Source organism: Bacillus sp. BK450 (assembly GCF_004364885.1).
Classification (GTDB): domain Bacteria; phylum Bacillota; class Bacilli; order Bacillales; family Bacillaceae; genus Bacillus; species Bacillus safensis.
Window position 1 is genome coordinate 694,731 of record NZ_SOBQ01000002.1, and the last position, 17,055, is coordinate 711,785.

15 protein-coding genes and 1 riboswitch are annotated in these 17,055 nt (G+C 42.8%); all 15 genes read right to left on the minus strand.

From position 1 onward, the window contains the following. Positions 1-62: 62 nt before the first annotated feature. Entirely contained in the window at positions 63-1,298 is a 1,236-nt protein-coding gene (locus tag EV579_RS08815; protein WP_103131856.1) for an aspartate kinase, read from the minus strand. Between the two features lie 133 nt (positions 1,299-1,431). Continuing rightward, a riboswitch (Lysine riboswitch) is annotated at positions 1,432-1,609 on the minus strand. A 61-nt stretch (positions 1,610-1,670) separates the two neighbouring features. Beyond that, a complete protein-coding gene (uvrC, locus tag EV579_RS08820; protein WP_024423216.1) occupies positions 1,671-3,443 on the minus strand; it encodes an excinuclease ABC subunit UvrC in 1,773 nt (590 codons plus the stop codon). Positions 3,444-3,582: 139 nt separating this feature from the next. After that, the gene (trxA, locus tag EV579_RS08825) at positions 3,583-3,897 is read right to left on the minus strand and encodes a thioredoxin (protein WP_007501629.1); all 315 of its coding nucleotides are present in this window, start codon (positions 3,895-3,897) and stop codon (positions 3,583-3,585) included. 246 nt (positions 3,898-4,143) lie between these two features. Next, on the minus strand, positions 4,144-5,622 hold the full coding sequence (locus EV579_RS08830) for an alpha-N-arabinofuranosidase (protein ID WP_073206871.1): 1,479 nt from the start codon (positions 5,620-5,622) through the stop codon (positions 4,144-4,146). A 75-nt stretch (positions 5,623-5,697) separates the two neighbouring features. Further along, entirely contained in the window at positions 5,698-6,675 is a 978-nt protein-coding gene (locus EV579_RS08835) for an electron transfer flavoprotein subunit alpha/FixB family protein (RefSeq protein WP_073206874.1), read from the minus strand. 43 nt (positions 6,676-6,718) lie between these two features. Next, positions 6,719-7,492: an electron transfer flavoprotein subunit beta/FixA family protein gene (locus EV579_RS08840; protein ID WP_024427173.1), complete on the minus strand. Its 774-nt coding sequence runs from the start codon at positions 7,490-7,492 to the stop codon at positions 6,719-6,721. A gap of 31 nt (positions 7,493-7,523) precedes the next feature. Beyond that, the gene (locus tag EV579_RS08845) at positions 7,524-8,303 is read right to left on the minus strand and encodes an enoyl-CoA hydratase (protein ID WP_025092456.1); all 780 of its coding nucleotides are present in this window, start codon (positions 8,301-8,303) and stop codon (positions 7,524-7,526) included. Positions 8,304-8,329: 26 nt separating this feature from the next. Continuing rightward, a complete protein-coding gene (locus EV579_RS08850; RefSeq protein WP_024427175.1) occupies positions 8,330-8,914 on the minus strand; it encodes a TetR/AcrR family transcriptional regulator in 585 nt (194 codons plus the stop codon). Positions 8,915-9,082: 168 nt separating this feature from the next. Further along, on the minus strand, positions 9,083-10,801 hold the full coding sequence (locus tag EV579_RS08855; RefSeq protein ID WP_133744279.1) for an AMP-binding protein: 1,719 nt from the start codon (positions 10,799-10,801) through the stop codon (positions 9,083-9,085). Between the two features lie 99 nt (positions 10,802-10,900). Then, the gene (locus EV579_RS08860) at positions 10,901-11,356 is read right to left on the minus strand and encodes an Imm63 family immunity protein (RefSeq protein WP_133744280.1); all 456 of its coding nucleotides are present in this window, start codon (positions 11,354-11,356) and stop codon (positions 10,901-10,903) included. A 162-nt stretch (positions 11,357-11,518) separates the two neighbouring features. Next, a complete protein-coding gene (locus EV579_RS08865) occupies positions 11,519-11,923 on the minus strand; it encodes a DUF350 domain-containing protein (RefSeq protein WP_007501637.1) in 405 nt (134 codons plus the stop codon). Positions 11,924-11,937: 14 nt separating this feature from the next. Beyond that, positions 11,938-14,295 (minus strand): endonuclease MutS2, encoded by a 2,358-nt coding sequence (locus EV579_RS08870; RefSeq protein ID WP_133744351.1) that lies wholly within the window; start codon positions 14,293-14,295, stop codon positions 11,938-11,940. Between the two features lie 21 nt (positions 14,296-14,316). Further along, complete coding sequence (gene polX, locus EV579_RS08875; RefSeq protein ID WP_133744281.1) at positions 14,317-16,029, minus strand: DNA polymerase/3'-5' exonuclease PolX; 1,713 nt, start codon at positions 16,027-16,029, stop codon at positions 14,317-14,319. A 114-nt stretch (positions 16,030-16,143) separates the two neighbouring features. Continuing rightward, positions 16,144-16,677 carry a CvpA family protein gene (locus tag EV579_RS08880; RefSeq protein WP_024423226.1) on the minus strand — a complete coding sequence of 178 codons (534 nt, stop codon included), beginning with the start codon at positions 16,675-16,677 and terminating at the stop codon, positions 16,144-16,146. A gap of 7 nt (positions 16,678-16,684) precedes the next feature. Continuing rightward, the gene (zapA, locus tag EV579_RS08885) at positions 16,685-16,942 is read right to left on the minus strand and encodes a cell division protein ZapA (RefSeq protein ID WP_012010831.1); all 258 of its coding nucleotides are present in this window, start codon (positions 16,940-16,942) and stop codon (positions 16,685-16,687) included. Positions 16,943-17,055 lie beyond the last annotated feature (113 nt).

Sequence of the window (17,055 nt, forward strand, 5' to 3'; positions counted from 1 at the left end):
TCAGCCGTTTCCATATAGAAAAAAGAGGCGACCCTCTTTCATAAGATCACCTCTTTACCTTTTTAAGAGTGAGCAGCGGCGCTCACCTTTGATAAATCAAACGCGTCATGCAGCGCTTCAACCGCTTTGACCATATCATCACGGCCAACGACCGTTGAGACTTTGATTTCAGACGTACTGACCATTTTCACTTGAATGTCTTTTTGCGCTAACACAGCAAACATTTCAGCAGCTACCCCTGGATTTGAGACCATTCCAGATCCCACGATGGATACTTTCGCTAATTTGCTTTCTGTCTCAATCTGCTCGTAGCCAAGCGCCCCTTTATATTCTTCTAATACTTCAACTGTTTTGGACAAATCATCCGTTTTGACAGAGAAAGAGATGGAAGTCTGGTTGGTGCTTGTGACCGACTGAATGATGATATCGACATTAATATTCTGTTTCGCAAGCGTCGTAAAAATGGTCGATAATGTTGTTAAACCGCTTGAAAGCCCGCACACTGTCACACGTGTAATCTGATCTTCAAATGCAATGCCTCTGACAACTAAGTTTTGTTCCATGGATGATTCCTCCTCAATTAACGTACCCGATTCATTTTCAATACTAGAACGGACTTCTAGCGGGACTTGATAATTTTTCGCAAATTCAACAGCTCTTGGATGCAGAACCCCAGCTCCTAGATTAGCCAGCTCAAGCATCTCATCGTATGAAATACCTGCAAGTTTCCGCGCAGATGATACATAACGCGGATCTGTCGTAAACACTCCTGGTACGTCTGTGTATATATCACATTTATCAGCTTTTAGTGCGGCAGCCAGTGCCACAGCTGTTGTATCTGATCCGCCGCGGCCAAGAGTTGTGATATGTAAGTCATCTGCAATTCCTTGGAAGCCTGCCACAACAACGACTTTCCCCGCACTTAATTCATCTTTTATTCTTGATTCATCAATGTCCACGATTCTTGCATTTCCGTGTACATGCTCTGTTTTCATACCAGCCTGCCAGCCTGTAAAGGAAATGGCATCATAACCTCTTGCTTGGAGCGCCATCGCTAATAATGAAATGGTCACCTGCTCACCCGTTGCGAGCAGCATATCCATTTCTCTTTTGCTTGGATCGTCTGTGAGTTCTTTCGCTAGGTCTACTAGAACATCCGTTGATTTGCCCATCGCTGATACAACCACAACCACATCATGTCCTGCCTCGCGTTCAGCGATCACTCTCTCTGCGGCATTGCGAATTTTTTCTGTCGATCCAACGGAAGTTCCGCCAAATTTTTGTACAATTAGTCCCATGTCTACCACCCTTTTTCAAAAGTTCACGTGTGAGAGAAGAGGCAGCTTTGGAGACTGGCCGCTCACTGCAAATAAAAAAGCAATGAGAGAACAAATCTCCCATTGCTTTAAAATCATCATTAAACGATGCAAACAATGAGATAGCCCTCCAAGAAATGAATTCTTGACAGCCCTACATTTCTTCAATGTACAGCCAGCGAATAAAATGAGTGGATTTTATTCACTTCGGCGACGCTCCCCTTTCAGCCCTCTTCTTAGATCCCATCGATCTCCGAAGGCTTACTCTTGAAGTTCGCACCTCTATCTTCAACAAACAACACGTTCATTTATTAAATTAGTCACATCTTAACAGACTTTTGGTAAAAGTACAATCTATTTTTTTAATGCTTCCATTAAAAGTTCAGCCGTCTGTTTCGGAATGCCAGCCTCCTGAAAGTCTTGGATAGAGGCTTCTTTCATCTTTTTCACAGAGCCAAAATGTTTGAGGAGCTGCTTTTTACGCTTCTCTCCGATACCTGGTACATCGTCTAAAATAGACTGGAATGCATTTTTTCCGCGCAGCTGCCGGTGAAAGCTAATGGCGAAGCGGTGCACTTCATCTTGGATGCGCTGCAATAAGTAAAAGGCCTGACTATTTCTCTCCAGCGCAACAATTTCAAGTGTATCTCCCATCATGAGATTTGAAGTCCGGTGTTTTTCATCTTTTACAAGACCTGCGACCGGGACAGACAGATTCAATTCATTTTCAAGCACATCGATAGCTGCGTTGATCTGTCCTTTTCCTCCGTCAATTAAAATTAAATCTGGCAGCGGCAGTTCATCCTTTAACACGCGGGTATATCGTCTTCTAATGACTTCACGCATGGATGCATAATCATCTGGCCCTGAGACGGTTTTTATTTTGTATTTTCGGTATTCCTTTTTATAGGGTTTCCCGTCCTGAAAGACGACCATGGCAGAAACCGGATCTGCTCCTTGAATATTTGAGTTATCAAATGCCTCGATTCTGTATGGCATATAAATATTAAGCGCATCCCCGAGCTGCTTCACCGCACCAATTGTCCGCTCTTCATCACGCTCAATGAGCGAAAATTTTTCTTTTAAGGCGATTTTGGCATTTTGATGCGCAAGTAAAAGCAAATCCTTTTTCTTTCCTTTTTTCGGCTGGTGAACGTTCGTCTCAAGCAATTGCTCAATCATCTCTTGATCGACACTGTCCGGCACCAGAATTTCCTTCGGCAGAAAATGGTTGTTCTTTTCATAAAATTGCCCCATGAACGTGAGGAACTCCTCTTCAGGGTCCTGATACATTGGAAACAGGCTCACGTCACGTTCAATCAATTTCCCCTGTCTGATAAAGAAAACCTGGACACACATCCAGCCTTTATCATAGGCATAGGCAAAGACATCTCGATCTGATAAATCACTCATCGTCATTTTCTGTTTTTCCATCGTTGAGTCGATATAAGCGATTTGGTCTCTCAGTTCTTTTGCCCGTTCAAACTCTAAATTTTCAGCGGCTTCCTGCATCTTTTCGGTGAGTTCTTTTTTGATTTGCTGATGTCCCCCGTTTAGAAACCTTGTGATTTCGTCCACGAGCTGCTTATTCGTTTCCTCGGAAATGTCATACACACATGGCGCAAGACATTGTCCAAGATGATAATAAAGACAGACGCGGTCAGGAAGGGTGGCGCATTTTCTCAGTGGATATAAGCGGTCGAGCAGCTTTTTTGTTTCTCGAGCTGCTTGTACGTTTGGGTATGGACCGAAATATTTCCCTTTGTCCTTTTTTACATTGCGGGTGACGATCAGCTTAGGATGGCGTTCATTCGTAATTTTTATAAAAGGATACGTCTTGTCATCCTTGAGCATGACATTGTATTTTGGGTCATATTTTTTGATTAAATTCAGCTCTAAAATAAGCGCCTCGATATTAGAAGAGGTGACAATGTATTCAAAATCTTCAATTTCACTGACAAGCCGCTGCGTTTTGGCGTCATGTGATCCAGTGAAATAAGAGCGCACCCTGTTTTTTAAAACCTTTGCTTTTCCCACATAAATGATCGTATTTTGTCTATCTTTCATTAAGTAACAGCCTGGTTGATCCGGCAGGACTGACAGCTTTTCTTTAATTAGTTTGTTCATATTTTCATCCGTCCTTGTTTTCCTCTTTCACTCCTTCTAGTGTATCACGAACATTTGTTTTATACCATGTTGAAAGAAAAGCGGCTCTCGTCTTTACGAGAACCGCTTCAATGATTATGCCGCTTGGACATAGATCGGTTTATAGATGTTTGTTGACAAGTTCAGCAAGTGCTTCTTTTGGTTTGAAACCAACAGAAGTTTCTACAACTTCACCGTCTTTTAAAACAAGAAGTGTTGGGATACTCATAACGCCGTATTTACCAGCAGTTTCTTGGTTATCGTCTACATCAATTTTTACGATTTTCATTTTGTCGCCCATTTCTTGATCAAGTTCTTCAAGAACTGGAGCAATCATTTTACAAGGTCCACACCATGGTGCCCAAAAGTCTGCAAGAACAACACCTTCTGCAGTTTCTTGTGAAAATGTTGCGTCAGTAGCTTTTACGATTGCCATTATTCATTCCTCCAATGTAAATTATGCTTTTTAGTATAGCATCTACCAATGTGACTTGCGAATGAAATGCTTACGAATCATTTTTTAGGAAATGAATTAAAAAACAAACCGTATAATCGCACCAATAACAACAATCGCACCGATGATCATTAGAATGGTTCTAAGCATATGACATGACACCCTTTCCGCTTCATTTACAATGTATGATGCCCCAACATTCTTCTCATCAAACATCGAAATATGCAATTAAGCGAGGTCGACAGTTATCATGACCACTGACATTGGCGGCAGCTCCACTGTTAATTCGCCGGACTTTACAGTCATTTGCTGAAAGTCTTTTGGCTGAACAGAATGAGGTTCATCGAATGTATTATGGGCATTCATGCGATCGGCCGTCAGCACACGTCCAGTGACTTTCGTTTGTTCATCAATCCCTGCAATGGCAAGGGATATCTCTGTTTGTTCATGCGGATTCAAGTGACAGTAGCTAATATGCATCTTCCCTGATGAACGCGAGGCTGACACACTGACCTGAGGAATTTTTTCACCTCTTCGTTCATACGGCGGTGAAACGAACTCCACTTCAAGCGCTTCTTCCTCTTGATGCACTTGAAACATGTGAAATACATGATACGTAGGTGTCAGAAGCATCTTTTCGTCCTTTGTTAATACCATCGCTTGCAGCACATTGACCGTCTGAGCAATATTTGCCATATGAATCCGCTCGCAATGGCGATGAAAAATATGAAAATGGAGGGCGGCCACAAGGGCATCTCTTAGCGTGTTTTGCTGATATAAAAACCCAGGATTTGTTCCTGGCTCTGGGTCATACCATGTCCCCCATTCATCAATAATCATCCCGATTCGCTTGTCTGGGTCATAACGATCCATGATTTCTCCATGGTCTTCGACAAGCCGTTCCATCTCATAAGCCTTTTTCAGCGTGATAAACCATTCATCTTCATCAAATTCAGTCGCTGACCCCTTTTTCTCCCATGTACCAGGTACGGTGTAATAATGTAAACTGAGCCCATCCATCCACGGTGCAGCCCGCTCCATCAATACTTTTGTCCAATTCACGTCATTAGAGTTCGCACCGCAGGCGATTTTATAAATACGCTGCCCTGCAAATTCTCTTACGTACGTTTGATAGCGTTTATATAAATCTGCATAGTATTCAGGCGTCATATTCCCGCCGCAGCCCCAGCTTTCATTGCCTACACCAACATAGGTCAGCTTCCAAGGTTCTTGTTTTCCATTTTGAATGCGCCAGTCTGACATAGGTGTCCCTTTTGGAAATGTCATGTATTCGACCCAATCGGCTAATTCTTGAACAGACCCGCTTCCCACATTGCCGCAAATGTAAGGCTCACATTCAAGCAGCTCACACAATGTCATAAATTCATGTGTCCCAAATGCATTAGATTCAACCGTACCACCCCAATGGGTATTGACCATCGGCTTTCGTTCACTGAGATCACCTACACCATTTGCCCAGTGATACTCGTCTGCGAAGCAGCCCCCCGGCCACCTCAGCACCGGAATATGTAATGCTTGAAGCGCCTTTAGCACATCGGTACGAATCCCTTCAATATGATCAATCTCTGAGTCTTTTCCTACCCAAATCCCGTCATAAATCCCTCTTCCTAAATGCTCTTGAAAGTGCCCATAAATGTGTTTAGAAATGCGTCCGATCACGTCATTGACTTTTACTGTCCCCTTCACTTGTCAACCGCTCCTTTTCTGCTTGATCACATACAAAAAAACCCAGAATACCTAGGCATTCTGAGTGTATGAGCGTTACGAGTGGATATTCATCTTTTTTAACTCTTCATTCAAAAGCGGTACCACTTCAAACAAGTCACCAACGATTCCATAATCGGCGATTTTGAAAATTTCCGCTTCTGGGTCTTTGTTGATTGCCACAATGACTTTACTGTTAGACATTCCCGCTAAATGCTGAATCGCTCCTGATATCCCGCATGCAATATAAAGATCAGGTGTGACCACTTTTCCCGTCTGACCAATTTGCAGGGCATAATCACAATAGTCAGCGTCACAGGCTCCGCGCGAGGCTCCGACTGCTGCCCCCAGCGTCTCAGCGAGTTCATTCAGCGGTTCAAAGCCTTCCTTGCTCTTAACCCCGCGCCCTCCAGCAACAATGACCTTTGCTTCCGATAAATCTACACCTTCTGACGTTTTTTTAATGACTTCCTTCACGATCGTCCGAAGGTTCTGAATATCGACAGAAACCGGCGTGACTTCTCCGCCTCGTGACGCATCACGCTCAAGTGGTGCCACGTTGTTTGGCCGGATGGTTGCTAGAAGCAGGCGGTCTGTCGAAATGACTTTTTCAAAAGCTTTTCCAGAGTAAATCGGTCTAGTGAAAACAAGATGTTCACCGGTAACGCTTACATCGATCGCATCTGAAATCAAGCCAGTCTGGAGACGTGCAGCTATTTTCGGCGACAAGTCTTTTCCGATCGACGTATGGCCAAAGAGCACAGCATCCGGATCGACCTGATCTAATATGGCTTGAAGTGCCTGCGCAAAACCATCTGACGTATAATATGAAAGGTGCGGATGCTCCACAATCATGACATGATCCGCTCCATAGTAAAGCAGTTCATCTGCTAGGTCTTTGACGTCATCCCCTATTAACACGCCAATGACCTCACCGCCATCTGCCACTTTGTGAGCGGCAGCAATGGCTTCAAATGTCACATTTCTTAATTTACCGTCACGACTTTCTCCAAGTACAACAACTTTTTTACTCATCTTTAAGCTCCCCCTTGTTCTCGTGATATCGTAAAGTGGATGTTTAGATGACTTTTGCTTCATTTCTGAGTAGATCTGTCAGTTCTTTGACTTGATCCTGAAGCTCGCCGCTCAGCACCTTGCCACCCTCTTTTTTCTCCGGTAAGAAACGTTCAATTGTTTTGATTTTATATGGTACATCGTCTTCATCCAGATCTAAATCATCAAGTTCCAATTCTTCTAAAGGCTTTTTCTTTGCCTTCATAATGCCTGGTAATGATGGATAGCGAGGCTCATTGAGTCCTTGCTGAGCTGTGACGACAAGCGGGAGTTCGGCAGAAATGACTTCCACATCCCCCTCTGCATCTCGTTCAATCGATACAGAGCCGCCGTCAATTTGAATACTTGTTATCGTAGTCACATATGAAAAACCGAGTAATTCAGCAAGACGCGGTGCTACCTGTCCAGAGCCGCCGTCAATTGCTACATTCCCTGCTAAGATCAAGGAAGCCTCTTTGTCTTTTAAATAGTGATAAAGAATGGTAGAAGCTGAATATTGGTCCCACTCTTCTAAGTCATCTTCGACGTTTAATAAGACGGCCCTGTCACAGCCCATAGCAAGCGCTGTTCTCAGCTGTTTCTCTGCATCCTCACCGCCAACTGTCACAACGGTCACTTCTCCCCCGTGCTCATCGCGAAGCTGAATGGCTTCTTCAATGGCATACTCGTCATAAGGATTAATAATGAACTCTGCTCCATCTTCTTGAATTGCACCAGACTGAATCGAAATTTTCTCTTCCGTGTCAAACGTACGCTTCATCAAAACAAATATATTCATTTATTTCTCCCCCTTGTGTCGTACTTATCCCTTATTCCCCTTTAAAGTTCGGTTTGCGCTTTTCTATAAAGGCCTGGATGCCTTCTTTGGCGTCATTTGATTGGAAAACCTCACCAAACTTTTTGGCTTCCAGCTTCATTCCGCCATCATATGAATACAATTTTGTGGCGTTCAATAAATCAAGCACATATTCAAGTGATTTTGGGCTTTTCGCGGCAAATTTCCCCGCAAGTGTTTTAGCCGCTTCGAGCGCTTCTTCCTCTGTTTCTGCCAGCTTTGTAACAAGGCCGCACGTAAATGCTTCTTCACCTGTAATCGGTTCAGCTGTTCCCATCATTTCAAGCGCTTTAGCAGAACCAACGTAGCGAGGGAGGCGCTGCGTGCCGCCGAATCCTGGAATAATGCCGAGGTTTAGTTCTGGCAGTCCAAGCTTTGCATCTTTTGTTGCGATTCGGATATCACAAGACATAGCAAGCTCAAGGCCTCCGCCTAATGCTGCTCCGTGAATCGAGGCAATGACTGGCTTTGGACACTGTTCAATCCGTTCAAAGACTTGCTGTCCTCTATCAGCGAGGCTTGCATAATCAGACTCTTCCTGTAAAGTCGTAAATTCTTTAATATCAGCACCTGCTGAGAAGAATCTGCCTTCTCCGTGGATCACAATCGCTCTTACTTCTTCATTCTGTTCGAGCTTATCAAACATGTCATTAAGCTCAGTGAGCAGCTGAGAGGATAAGGCATTTGCAGGCGGGTTCTGAATCGTGATGAGCGCTGTCTGTCCTTCATGATGTAAGCTGAGTATTTTTTCCATGTCAATCATCCTTTTTCACATTGTCTTTAGGATTGATGTATTCCGTTTAACAGCAGATCATGTACACTTTCTGCGAGTGCAGGCAGATCATATTTTTGATCATTCATGACCCATGTTGTTGCGGTTTCATCAATCGTCCCAAATACCATTTGTCTTGCTAAGCGGACATCTAAATTTTGTCTGAATTCTCCTGTTTTCTTTCCTTCTGTTAAAATCGACTCGAGCATATTTAAATACCCTTTTAGCACCTCATTGATTTTTTGCCGCAGCTCAAGGTTTGACTGCCTGAGTTCAAGCTGTGTCACAAGAGCCAAATGATGATTTTGCGCCAGCATGCGAAAATGCTCCTCAATCAACAGTAGAAGCTTTTCTTTTGCAGACGGCTTCTTTTGAATATCTGTCTCCATCCGTTCGATGAATTGTCCCATTTTTTCTTTGAACAATGAGATGAGAATATCCTCTTTGTTTTTGAAATAAAGATAAATGGTTCCGTCTGCTACCCCTGCTTGTTTCGCAATCTTTGAAACTTGTGATTGATGATAGCCGTTCTCCGCAATCACCACAACTGCTGCATCAATAATTTGCATGTACTTCGGTCTTTTCTGCTTCAATGTGCTTCGTCCCTTTCTAAATTGAATGAGCATTCATTCATAACTTTATGTTAAAAAGAAACGGGTGATTTGTCAAGTGATCTTCTTCTTTCTTTTCAACCTTTATCATACCAGAGCAGACTGTCATCATTCAAATCATCCGGCCGCTCGACCGGATGATGAAGGCCGTTATTTCTTCAATTGATCGACAGGTGTCTCAGATGATGAAGCTTGCTTTCTTTTTTCTTCTTCAATTAATACTCTGCGCAAAATTTTTCCGACAGCCGTTTTAGGCAGTGATTCTTTAAATTCATACACGCGCGGTACTTTAAATGAAGCAATTCTCGTTCTGACAAAGCGATCGAGTTCATCCTCTGTTAAATAAGCATCCTTTTTCGGCACAACAAACGCTTTTACTGTTTCTCCTCTATAAGGATCTGGTATACCTGCGACCACGACTTCTTGTACAAGCTCATGCTCATATAGGGCTTCTTCGACCTCTCTTGGGTAAATATTATAACCGCTCGCAATAATGACATCTTTTTTCCGGTCAACGATATAGAAAAAACCGTCCTCATCCATATACCCAATATCTCCGGTGAAAAACCATCCATCCCTTAATACAGCTGCTGTCTCCTCTGGCTGATTCCAATAGCCTTTCATAATTTGCGGCCCTTTGACGATAATTTCTCCGTGCTCATACGGCTCTTTAAGGCCACCCGTTTCCTCGCAATAAATGCCTGCGTCTGTCCCAGGCCACGGACAGCCAATGCTGCCTGTTTTGTTTGCTCCCCATAAAAAGTTAGAATGGGTCACTGGCGAAGTTTCTGAAAGACCATACCCCTCTACTAAACGCCCTCCTGTTAATTTCTCAAAGCTCTGTTTGACTTCAACAGGAAGAGCCGCCGAGCCGCTTAAACATGCAGTGATGGACGACAGGTCATACTTTTCAATGTTCGGATGATGCAGCAAGGCAATATACATGGTGGGTGCACCTGGAAAGAGCGTCGGTTTCTGTTTTTCAATCGTTTTGAGGGTATCAGCTGCGTCAAATCGCGGAAGGAGAATCATTGAATGCCCTTCTTTGACAGCAAGGTTTAATACAGTCGTCATTCCGTATACATGAAAAAACGGAATGATGCCAAGGATTCGTTCTTTGCCTCTTGTCGTTTTATACATCCAAGAAGCGCACATTTCAGTATTCGCTAAAATATTTTCATGCGTCAGCATGACCCCTTTTGGTAAACCAGTCGTTCCGCCTGTATATTGCAAAACAGCGACATCCTCTTTTGGATCAAAGGCAAGCGCCGGAATCTGTTCTTCTGACGATTCTTTCATGATTTGTGAGAAGTGATGAATGGTCTCACTTTTCTCTACTTGGATGACCATTTTATTTTTTCTTTTTTGGACGATAGGAAACAGAATGTTTTTCGGAAATGGTAAATAATCCTGTAGTTTGGTGATGATCAAGTGCTCCATACTTGTCAGCGCTTTCATTTTATAGGCCTTTGGATACAATAAATCCAGTGTAATCAGCACTTTTGAGCCGCTGTCCTCCATTTGATATGCCAGTTCTTTCTCCGTATAAAGCGGGTTCGTTTGAACAACGATGCCGCCTGCAATTAAAACAGCATAATAAGAAATGACAGATTGAGGACAGTTTGGCAGCATGATCGCTACTCTGTCGCCTTTTTTCACGCCAATTTTCATCAGGTGACCAGCTAGTTTCAATGCTTCTTCCTGGAGCTGTTCATAGGTGATGTTTTTTCCTAGAAAATGAATGGCTGTATGCTCAGGTGCAGCCTCTGCGGAGCTGAATAAGTAAGATTGTAACGTCTCATTTGGGATGGTGAGTTCGTGGGGAATTTGATTCGGGTAATGCAGAAGCCAACGTTTATCTGACTGCATAAAAACCCTCCTTCCTGAACTTTCGTACTATTTTATTATAGCAAACTTTTCCTTAAGGCAGTTTTCTTTTTTCAAATAGAGCTTGGTTCCATGCCATCTTTATTTCTTCGCTGGTGTTTCGATCGATGCTCTTTTTCCCTCATGATGCCACTGTTCATATAATCCACCAATTGCACGAAATGACTCATTTACTCTCTCCACGATCTGTTGATGGATACTCGGGTCATTAGGTAAATGCGTCTGGATATTGTCGACTTGATACTGCCTCATCATGTCTATGTAGACTGTAAGAAAGATCGTGTCTGCTAAAATCCAGTAAATGACTTCATCCACCGCTTTTGTTCTTTTATGCAGCATTTGGATTCCTCGTTCATATTGAATGAGAATATAGCCGCTCGAATCGATTTGAATATAAGGGCTCAAATCATCAAAAAATCCAGTCGTTTGAAATGGGCGTGCAATATACGGTTCATATATGTCTCTTGGCAGAGAAGTCATTTGGAGACAAGTATCAATACGCTTTATGAGTTCGTCTTTTTGCAGAATTTTCTTCATGTGATTCGCCGCCTTTGGGTGAGATAAAAGCTGCCAAGGAATCCCTGACAGCTTTCTCACTTTGTCTTCTTCATTTCACAGGAACATGTAAACGGCACCAATGACCGCAAAAGTGCAGGCAACTACGATTAATACTTTTGCTAGCTTTTCCATGTCGTCTCCTTAAATGCCGGCTGCTACTACGTAAGACAGCCCAACTGAAATAATGAGTGAAATAAACCCGACCGCTCTATTATCATTCTCAATCTCTTTGTCTACTTTAAATCGTGGTGTTAAAAATTCAAAAATGAAATAGCTGACAAGCAGCATCACAAAGCCGTATACGCCCCATCCAACCATTTGTAGAAGGGAATTGTGCTGTGCGATTGAATGCTGAAACACATTCGCAATCCCAAAAATCTTTCCGCCTGTTGCCATGGCAACAGCTAAGTTCCCACGCTGGATTTCTTCCCAGTTTTTATAGGAGGTAACGAGTTCAAAAATGGTTAGAAATAAGACAAGACATAGGACGGCCACGCTGTAATAGGCGGCAATTTCCACAAGTTCATTTTCCCAAAAGGCTTTCATGCGTTTTCTCCTTTTTACTTTAATTCGACGATGGTAACGCCTGATCCTCCCTCGCCTTGTTCCCCAAAACGAGCATTTTTCACACTTCGGTGCTGTTTCAGTAATTCCTGAACCCCTTTTCTAAGGGCGCCAGTTCCTTTTCCGTGAATGATTGACACTCGCGGATAACCAGCTAAGACAGCATCATCTAAATATTTCTCGACTCTGCTTAAGGCATTTTCATAACGCTCGCCCCTTAAGTCAAGCTCAAGCGATACATGATAGTCTTTTCCTTTGACTGCCGTAATGGCTTTCTCCTGCTTAAATTCAGGTGCTGATTTGATAAATTCCATGTCTTTTTCTTTTACTTTCATTTTCAGAATGCCCATTTGGACACTCCATTCTTTGTCACCTGTTTGTTCAAGCAGCGTTCCTTTTTGCCCGAAGGTGAGCACCTTCACTTCGTCGCCTGATTTTAGCTGTCTTGCTGCTTTTTTCACCGGCTCAGGCTTTTTCTTCCGGTCAAACTCAGGAACTGCTTCTTCAAGACGCTTTCTCGCATCGATGAGTTCATGCTCTTTGAATGAGCGATGCTCATTTTTTATCGACCGAAGCTCTTGAATGATGTCTTCTGCTTCTTTTGAGGCTTGTTCAATTTTTTCTGTTGCTTTTTGTTCAGCTTCTTCTAGCAGTTTGTCCTTTTGCTCATTCCATTCAAGAATTTGTCTCTGCAATTCTTTATGAAGCTTTTCTGCTTCTTTTCTATAGATTTCTGTCTCATGCAGCTCTTCTTCTGCTTGTTTCTTGCTGTCTTCTAATGAAGCAATCATTTGGTCTACTTCATTATGTTCGGCATGCATATCCGCTTTTGCCCGGTCAATGAGGTGATCTGGCAAACCAAGACGTTTAGAAATTTCAAATGCATTACTTCGTCCGGGCACACCGATGAGCAAGCGGTACGTTGGTGATAAGGTTTCAATGTCAAACTCCACACTCGCATTTGTGACACCTTCTCGGTTATACCCGTAAGCCTTCAGCTCAGGATAGTGAGTCGTTGCGATGACGCGTGCATTTGTTTGATGCACTTCATCTAAGATACTCATGGCCAGCGCGGCACCTTCAGCAGGGTCTGTTCCTGCCCCTAATTCATCAAATAACACGAGTGAGTTAGATGTCAAATTCTTTAAGATATCCACAATATTGACCATATGAGATGAGAACGTACTCAAGCTTTGCTCAATCGACTGTTCATCTCCAATATCAGCAAAGACTTGGTCAAATACCGCCACTTCTGATCCTTCTTCAACTGGAATATGAAGGCCTGACTGCGTCATCAGCGTCAGAAGACCAAGCGTTTTTAAGGTCACTGTCTTACCCCCTGTATTTGGGCCAGTAATGACGATGGTTGAAAAATCTTTGCCGAGCTCAATGTCATTTGCCACAACCTGATCCCTAGGCAATAGAGGATGTCTTGCCCGCTTTAAATAAATCTCCCCTTGATCGTTCACAGCAGGCTTTGTGGCTTTTTCTGCCTTTGCATATTTTGCTTTAGCAAAAATAAAATCTAGCGTCTGAAGCTCCTTTACATTGTGAAGCAGTTCCTCAATGTGTTCTGACACAGTCTCTGTCAGCATTTGCAGGATCTTTTCGACCTCTTGTTTTTCTTTTAAACGGGTTTGCTGCAAGGTGTTATTTAAATCCACGACCACTTGCGGCTCGATAAAAAGGGTTGCCCCAGATGATGACTGATCGTGAACAATTCCGCCGTAATTCGAGCGGTACTCCTGCTTTACCGGAATCACAAACCGATCATTACGAATGGTGACAATCGTGTCTGACAGCATTTTCGAAGCAGATTGTGAACGAATCATGGATTCTAATTTATCACGAACTTTTGATTCAAGTGAACGTAATTGTATGCGCAATGAACGAAGTGCCGGGGTGGCATGGTCGAGAACTTCTCCATTATCACCAATACAGCTTTCGATTTCTTTTCTCACTTCAGGCAGTAAAATCAGTGTCTCTGCATATGTATGAAGCCGTGGTATGTCTACACCATCTTCATACATGGACTTGAGAAAATGCTTCATATTCTTCACAGCATATAATAGTCCTGCAATTTCCATGAGCTCAGACGGGCTTAATGTACTGCCGATTTCTGCCCGTTTGACCCCGCGTCTAATATCCGTCAGCCCGCCAAATGGCGCCGATCCCTTTAAGCGGATAACATCCTGTGCTTCTGCTACCTCTTCCAGCAAATGCTGAATGGTTTCTATATCCGTCAGCGGCGTTAAATCCTGCGCTCTTTCTTTTCCTAATGAGGATGCGGTATAGGACATGACTTTTTCTTTTACTTTATGAAATTCTAATGATGCTAACACTTTTTGTTGCAGCATGGTCCAGCCTCCTAACGACTACCTGTCACGCGTTAAAAACTTTTTGATCTCGCTTAGAGAAAAAGTATTCACGACATTTGCTTTTGGTGTCCAGCCTTTTCTTGCAGCTGTTACACCAACTTCCATATGATCCAGCATGGCGATATTGTGTGCATCTGTATTGATCATGATGTTTACACCTGCTTCGTTTGCTTTCATTAAATGCTCTGTTTTCAAATCAAGTCTTGACGGGTTGCTGTTGAGCTCTAGTGCAGTTCCCGTTTTCTTCGCAAGCTCTATAAGCTGATCTATATTTAAGGCATAGCCGTCCCGTCTGCCGATCAAACGGCCTGTTGGATGTGCAATTAAATCCACATGCTGATTCCGCAGGGCATTTTCAAGGCGCTCCATGATGACTTCCTCTGGCTGAGAAAAGCTCGAATGGATGGACGCAATCACAAAATCCATGTCTGATAAAAAGTCATCATCATAATCTAATGATCCATCCGGGAGAATATCCATTTCGACCCCTTTGAAAATGTGAAAATGCTCAAATTCTTGATTCAGCTTGTCAATTTCTTTTGCTTGCAGACGTAAACGTTCTTTTGTTAAACCGTTTGCTACTTTTAAATATTGCGAGTGGTCTGTAATCGCCATGTATTCATAGCCTTTTGCGATACATGCCTCTGCCATTTCGCGAATAGAAAATGCGCCGTCACTCCAAGTCGAGTGCATATGAAGGTCGCCTTTCATATCTTTTAACTCTACAAACTGCATACTTTCTTTATACGTATCAATCTCCGCTCCGGTTTCACGAATTTCTGGCGGAATGAGCGGAAGTTCAAAATGCGCATAAAAAGCGGCCTCGTCTTCAAACGTTTTGACTTCTCCAGTTTCAATTGTTTCCACACCATATTCACTAATACGCTCTCCGCGTTCCTTCGCCAGCTGGCGCATGCGAATATTGTGATCTTTTGAGCCGGTGAAATGATGCAGCGTTGTGGCAAATTGGTCTGTTGTCACAAGACGGAAGTCTACACTGATCTCAAAATCAAGGGCAAGAATGACAGATACCTTCGTATCACCGCTTGCGATAACGTCTTTGACATCATCAAGTGCAACGAGCTGCTCTCTGACTTGTTCAGGATCGCTGGTCGCAATGATATAATCTAGATCTTTGACAGTTTCCCTTGCACGTCTTAGACTGCCAGCTCTTGAAAAACGAAGAATACCCTTCATCTGTTCAAGCGCATGATCAATCCGCTCTGCCACATCTAATGCAAAGCCAATTGGCAGTCGTTCTGGCTGCTTTCCGGCCTCCTCAAGAGCAGCGAGAATCTTTTCTTCTGTTTTTTTACCGAAGCCTGCAAGCGCTTGTACTTTTTCCGCTTCACATGCTTCCTTTAATGACTGTGCATCATGGACTCCAAGCTCTTGGTAAAGCTTAGCAATCTTCTTCCCGCCAAGTCCTTGCAATTTTAAGAGCGGGACAAGTCCTTCAGGCACTTCCTTTTTTAATTGTTCGAGTGTTTCTGATTGTCCTTTTTCGATATACTCTGTGATCACAGCAAAGGTTCCTTTTCCAATGCCGGGTAATGCTAATAGATCATCTATTTGAGAAAGGCTGCGGTCGTCTTGTTCCAGTGCCGCTGCTGCTTTACGAAAGGCAGAAATTTTAAAAGGATTATCTCCTTTTAGTTCCATATATACTGCAATTGTTTCAAGAAGTTTGATAATATCTTTTTTATTCATCTCTCATCCTCCAGCCGCTTTGGCATCTTCCTATATAAATATACAAACTTTCCCTTCATCCTACAACTTTCTGTCATGGAATGAGAAAAAACTTCTCCAGGAAAGGAGAAGTTTTTAAACTCCATACGTCGACCATAGGTCTTTGACAAGACCGGACAGGTAAGGGGTGTTGTTTACGATCACATCTGCTAACATTGATTTGCTCATCATTGTTTGCAGCGCATCTACTGGAAGTAATGCAGCGACAAACAATAGAATAAACACAAATAAATAGGTTTCAAGAAATCCTAAAACACCGCCAAGCAGTTTGTTCACCTGTTTAATCACAGGTATACTTGCAATGGTTGTGAGCAATCCGCCAATGATGGCGAGCAGGATTTTGGTCAAGATAAACAGAATGATAAACGCAATGGTATTATAATAAGCTGTTTCTAGATTCCCGCTAAAGAAAGCGAGCTGCGGTTGACCGCCGCTAAAATTAGGTGCCGGAATCCACGTAAGCTGTGGTGCCAGTGACTGATAAAACATGGACGCCACTAAGATAGAAACAACAAAGCTGATCAATTTAATAAATTGAAGAATAAACCCGCGTTTTAGACCGACAAGCGTTCCCATAAGAAGCAAAAACAAAATGATGATATCGATCACGGTAATTTCATTCCTTTTCTTTTAGCTGAATCTCTAATTTTTCGTATTGCTCTTTTAATTTCAAGTAGTCGTGGACGACATTGACTGCTGTCAGTACAGCTAATTTGTTTATATCAAGGTATGGATTTTTTTCATTTATTTCTCTCATTTTATCATCAACAATTGACGCAACATGCCGCATATGCATCTTCGTTTCTTGACCGATGATCGTATAGGACTGTCCGTATATCTCAACTGTTGTTTTCGTTTTACCGCCGTCAGACAACGTTTCTCCTCCATTCCACGAGAATCCTAGTCTCTATCATAACATGTTTAGACATTGAATGGAAAGACGAGCCCTTACCTGTTATGGTACACTTTAGAAATCAATGATATCAA

Coding starts and splice junctions, on each gene's coding strand:
- EV579_RS08835 (WP_073206874.1), bottom strand. CDS start 6,675: ATGAGTAAAAAAGTTGTTGTACTTGGAGAAAGTCGTGACGGTAAATTA.
- EV579_RS08815 (WP_103131856.1), bottom strand. CDS start 1,298: ATGGGACTAATTGTACAAAAATTTGGCGGAACTTCCGTTGGATCGACA.
- uvrC (WP_024423216.1), bottom strand. CDS start 3,443: ATGAACAAACTAATTAAAGAAAAGCTGTCAGTCCTGCCGGATCAACCA.
- EV579_RS08865 (WP_007501637.1), bottom strand. CDS start 11,923: ATGAAAGCCTTTTGGGAAAATGAACTTGTGGAAATTGCCGCCTATTAC.
- trxA (WP_007501629.1), bottom strand. CDS start 3,897: ATGGCAATCGTAAAAGCTACTGACGCAACATTTTCACAAGAAACTGCA.
- EV579_RS08845 (WP_025092456.1), bottom strand. CDS start 8,303: ATGGAAAAAATACTCAGCTTACATCATGAAGGACAGACAGCGCTCATC.
- polX (WP_133744281.1), bottom strand. CDS start 16,029: ATGAATAAAAAAGATATTATCAAACTTCTTGAAACAATTGCAGTATAT.
- EV579_RS08855 (WP_133744279.1), bottom strand. CDS start 10,801: ATGCAGTCAGATAAACGTTGGCTTCTGCATTACCCGAATCAAATTCCC.
- EV579_RS08840 (WP_024427173.1), bottom strand. CDS start 7,492: ATGAATATATTTGTTTTGATGAAGCGTACGTTTGACACGGAAGAGAAA.
- EV579_RS08860 (WP_133744280.1), bottom strand. CDS start 11,356: ATGAAGAAAATTCTGCAAAAAGACGAACTCATAAAGCGTATTGATACT.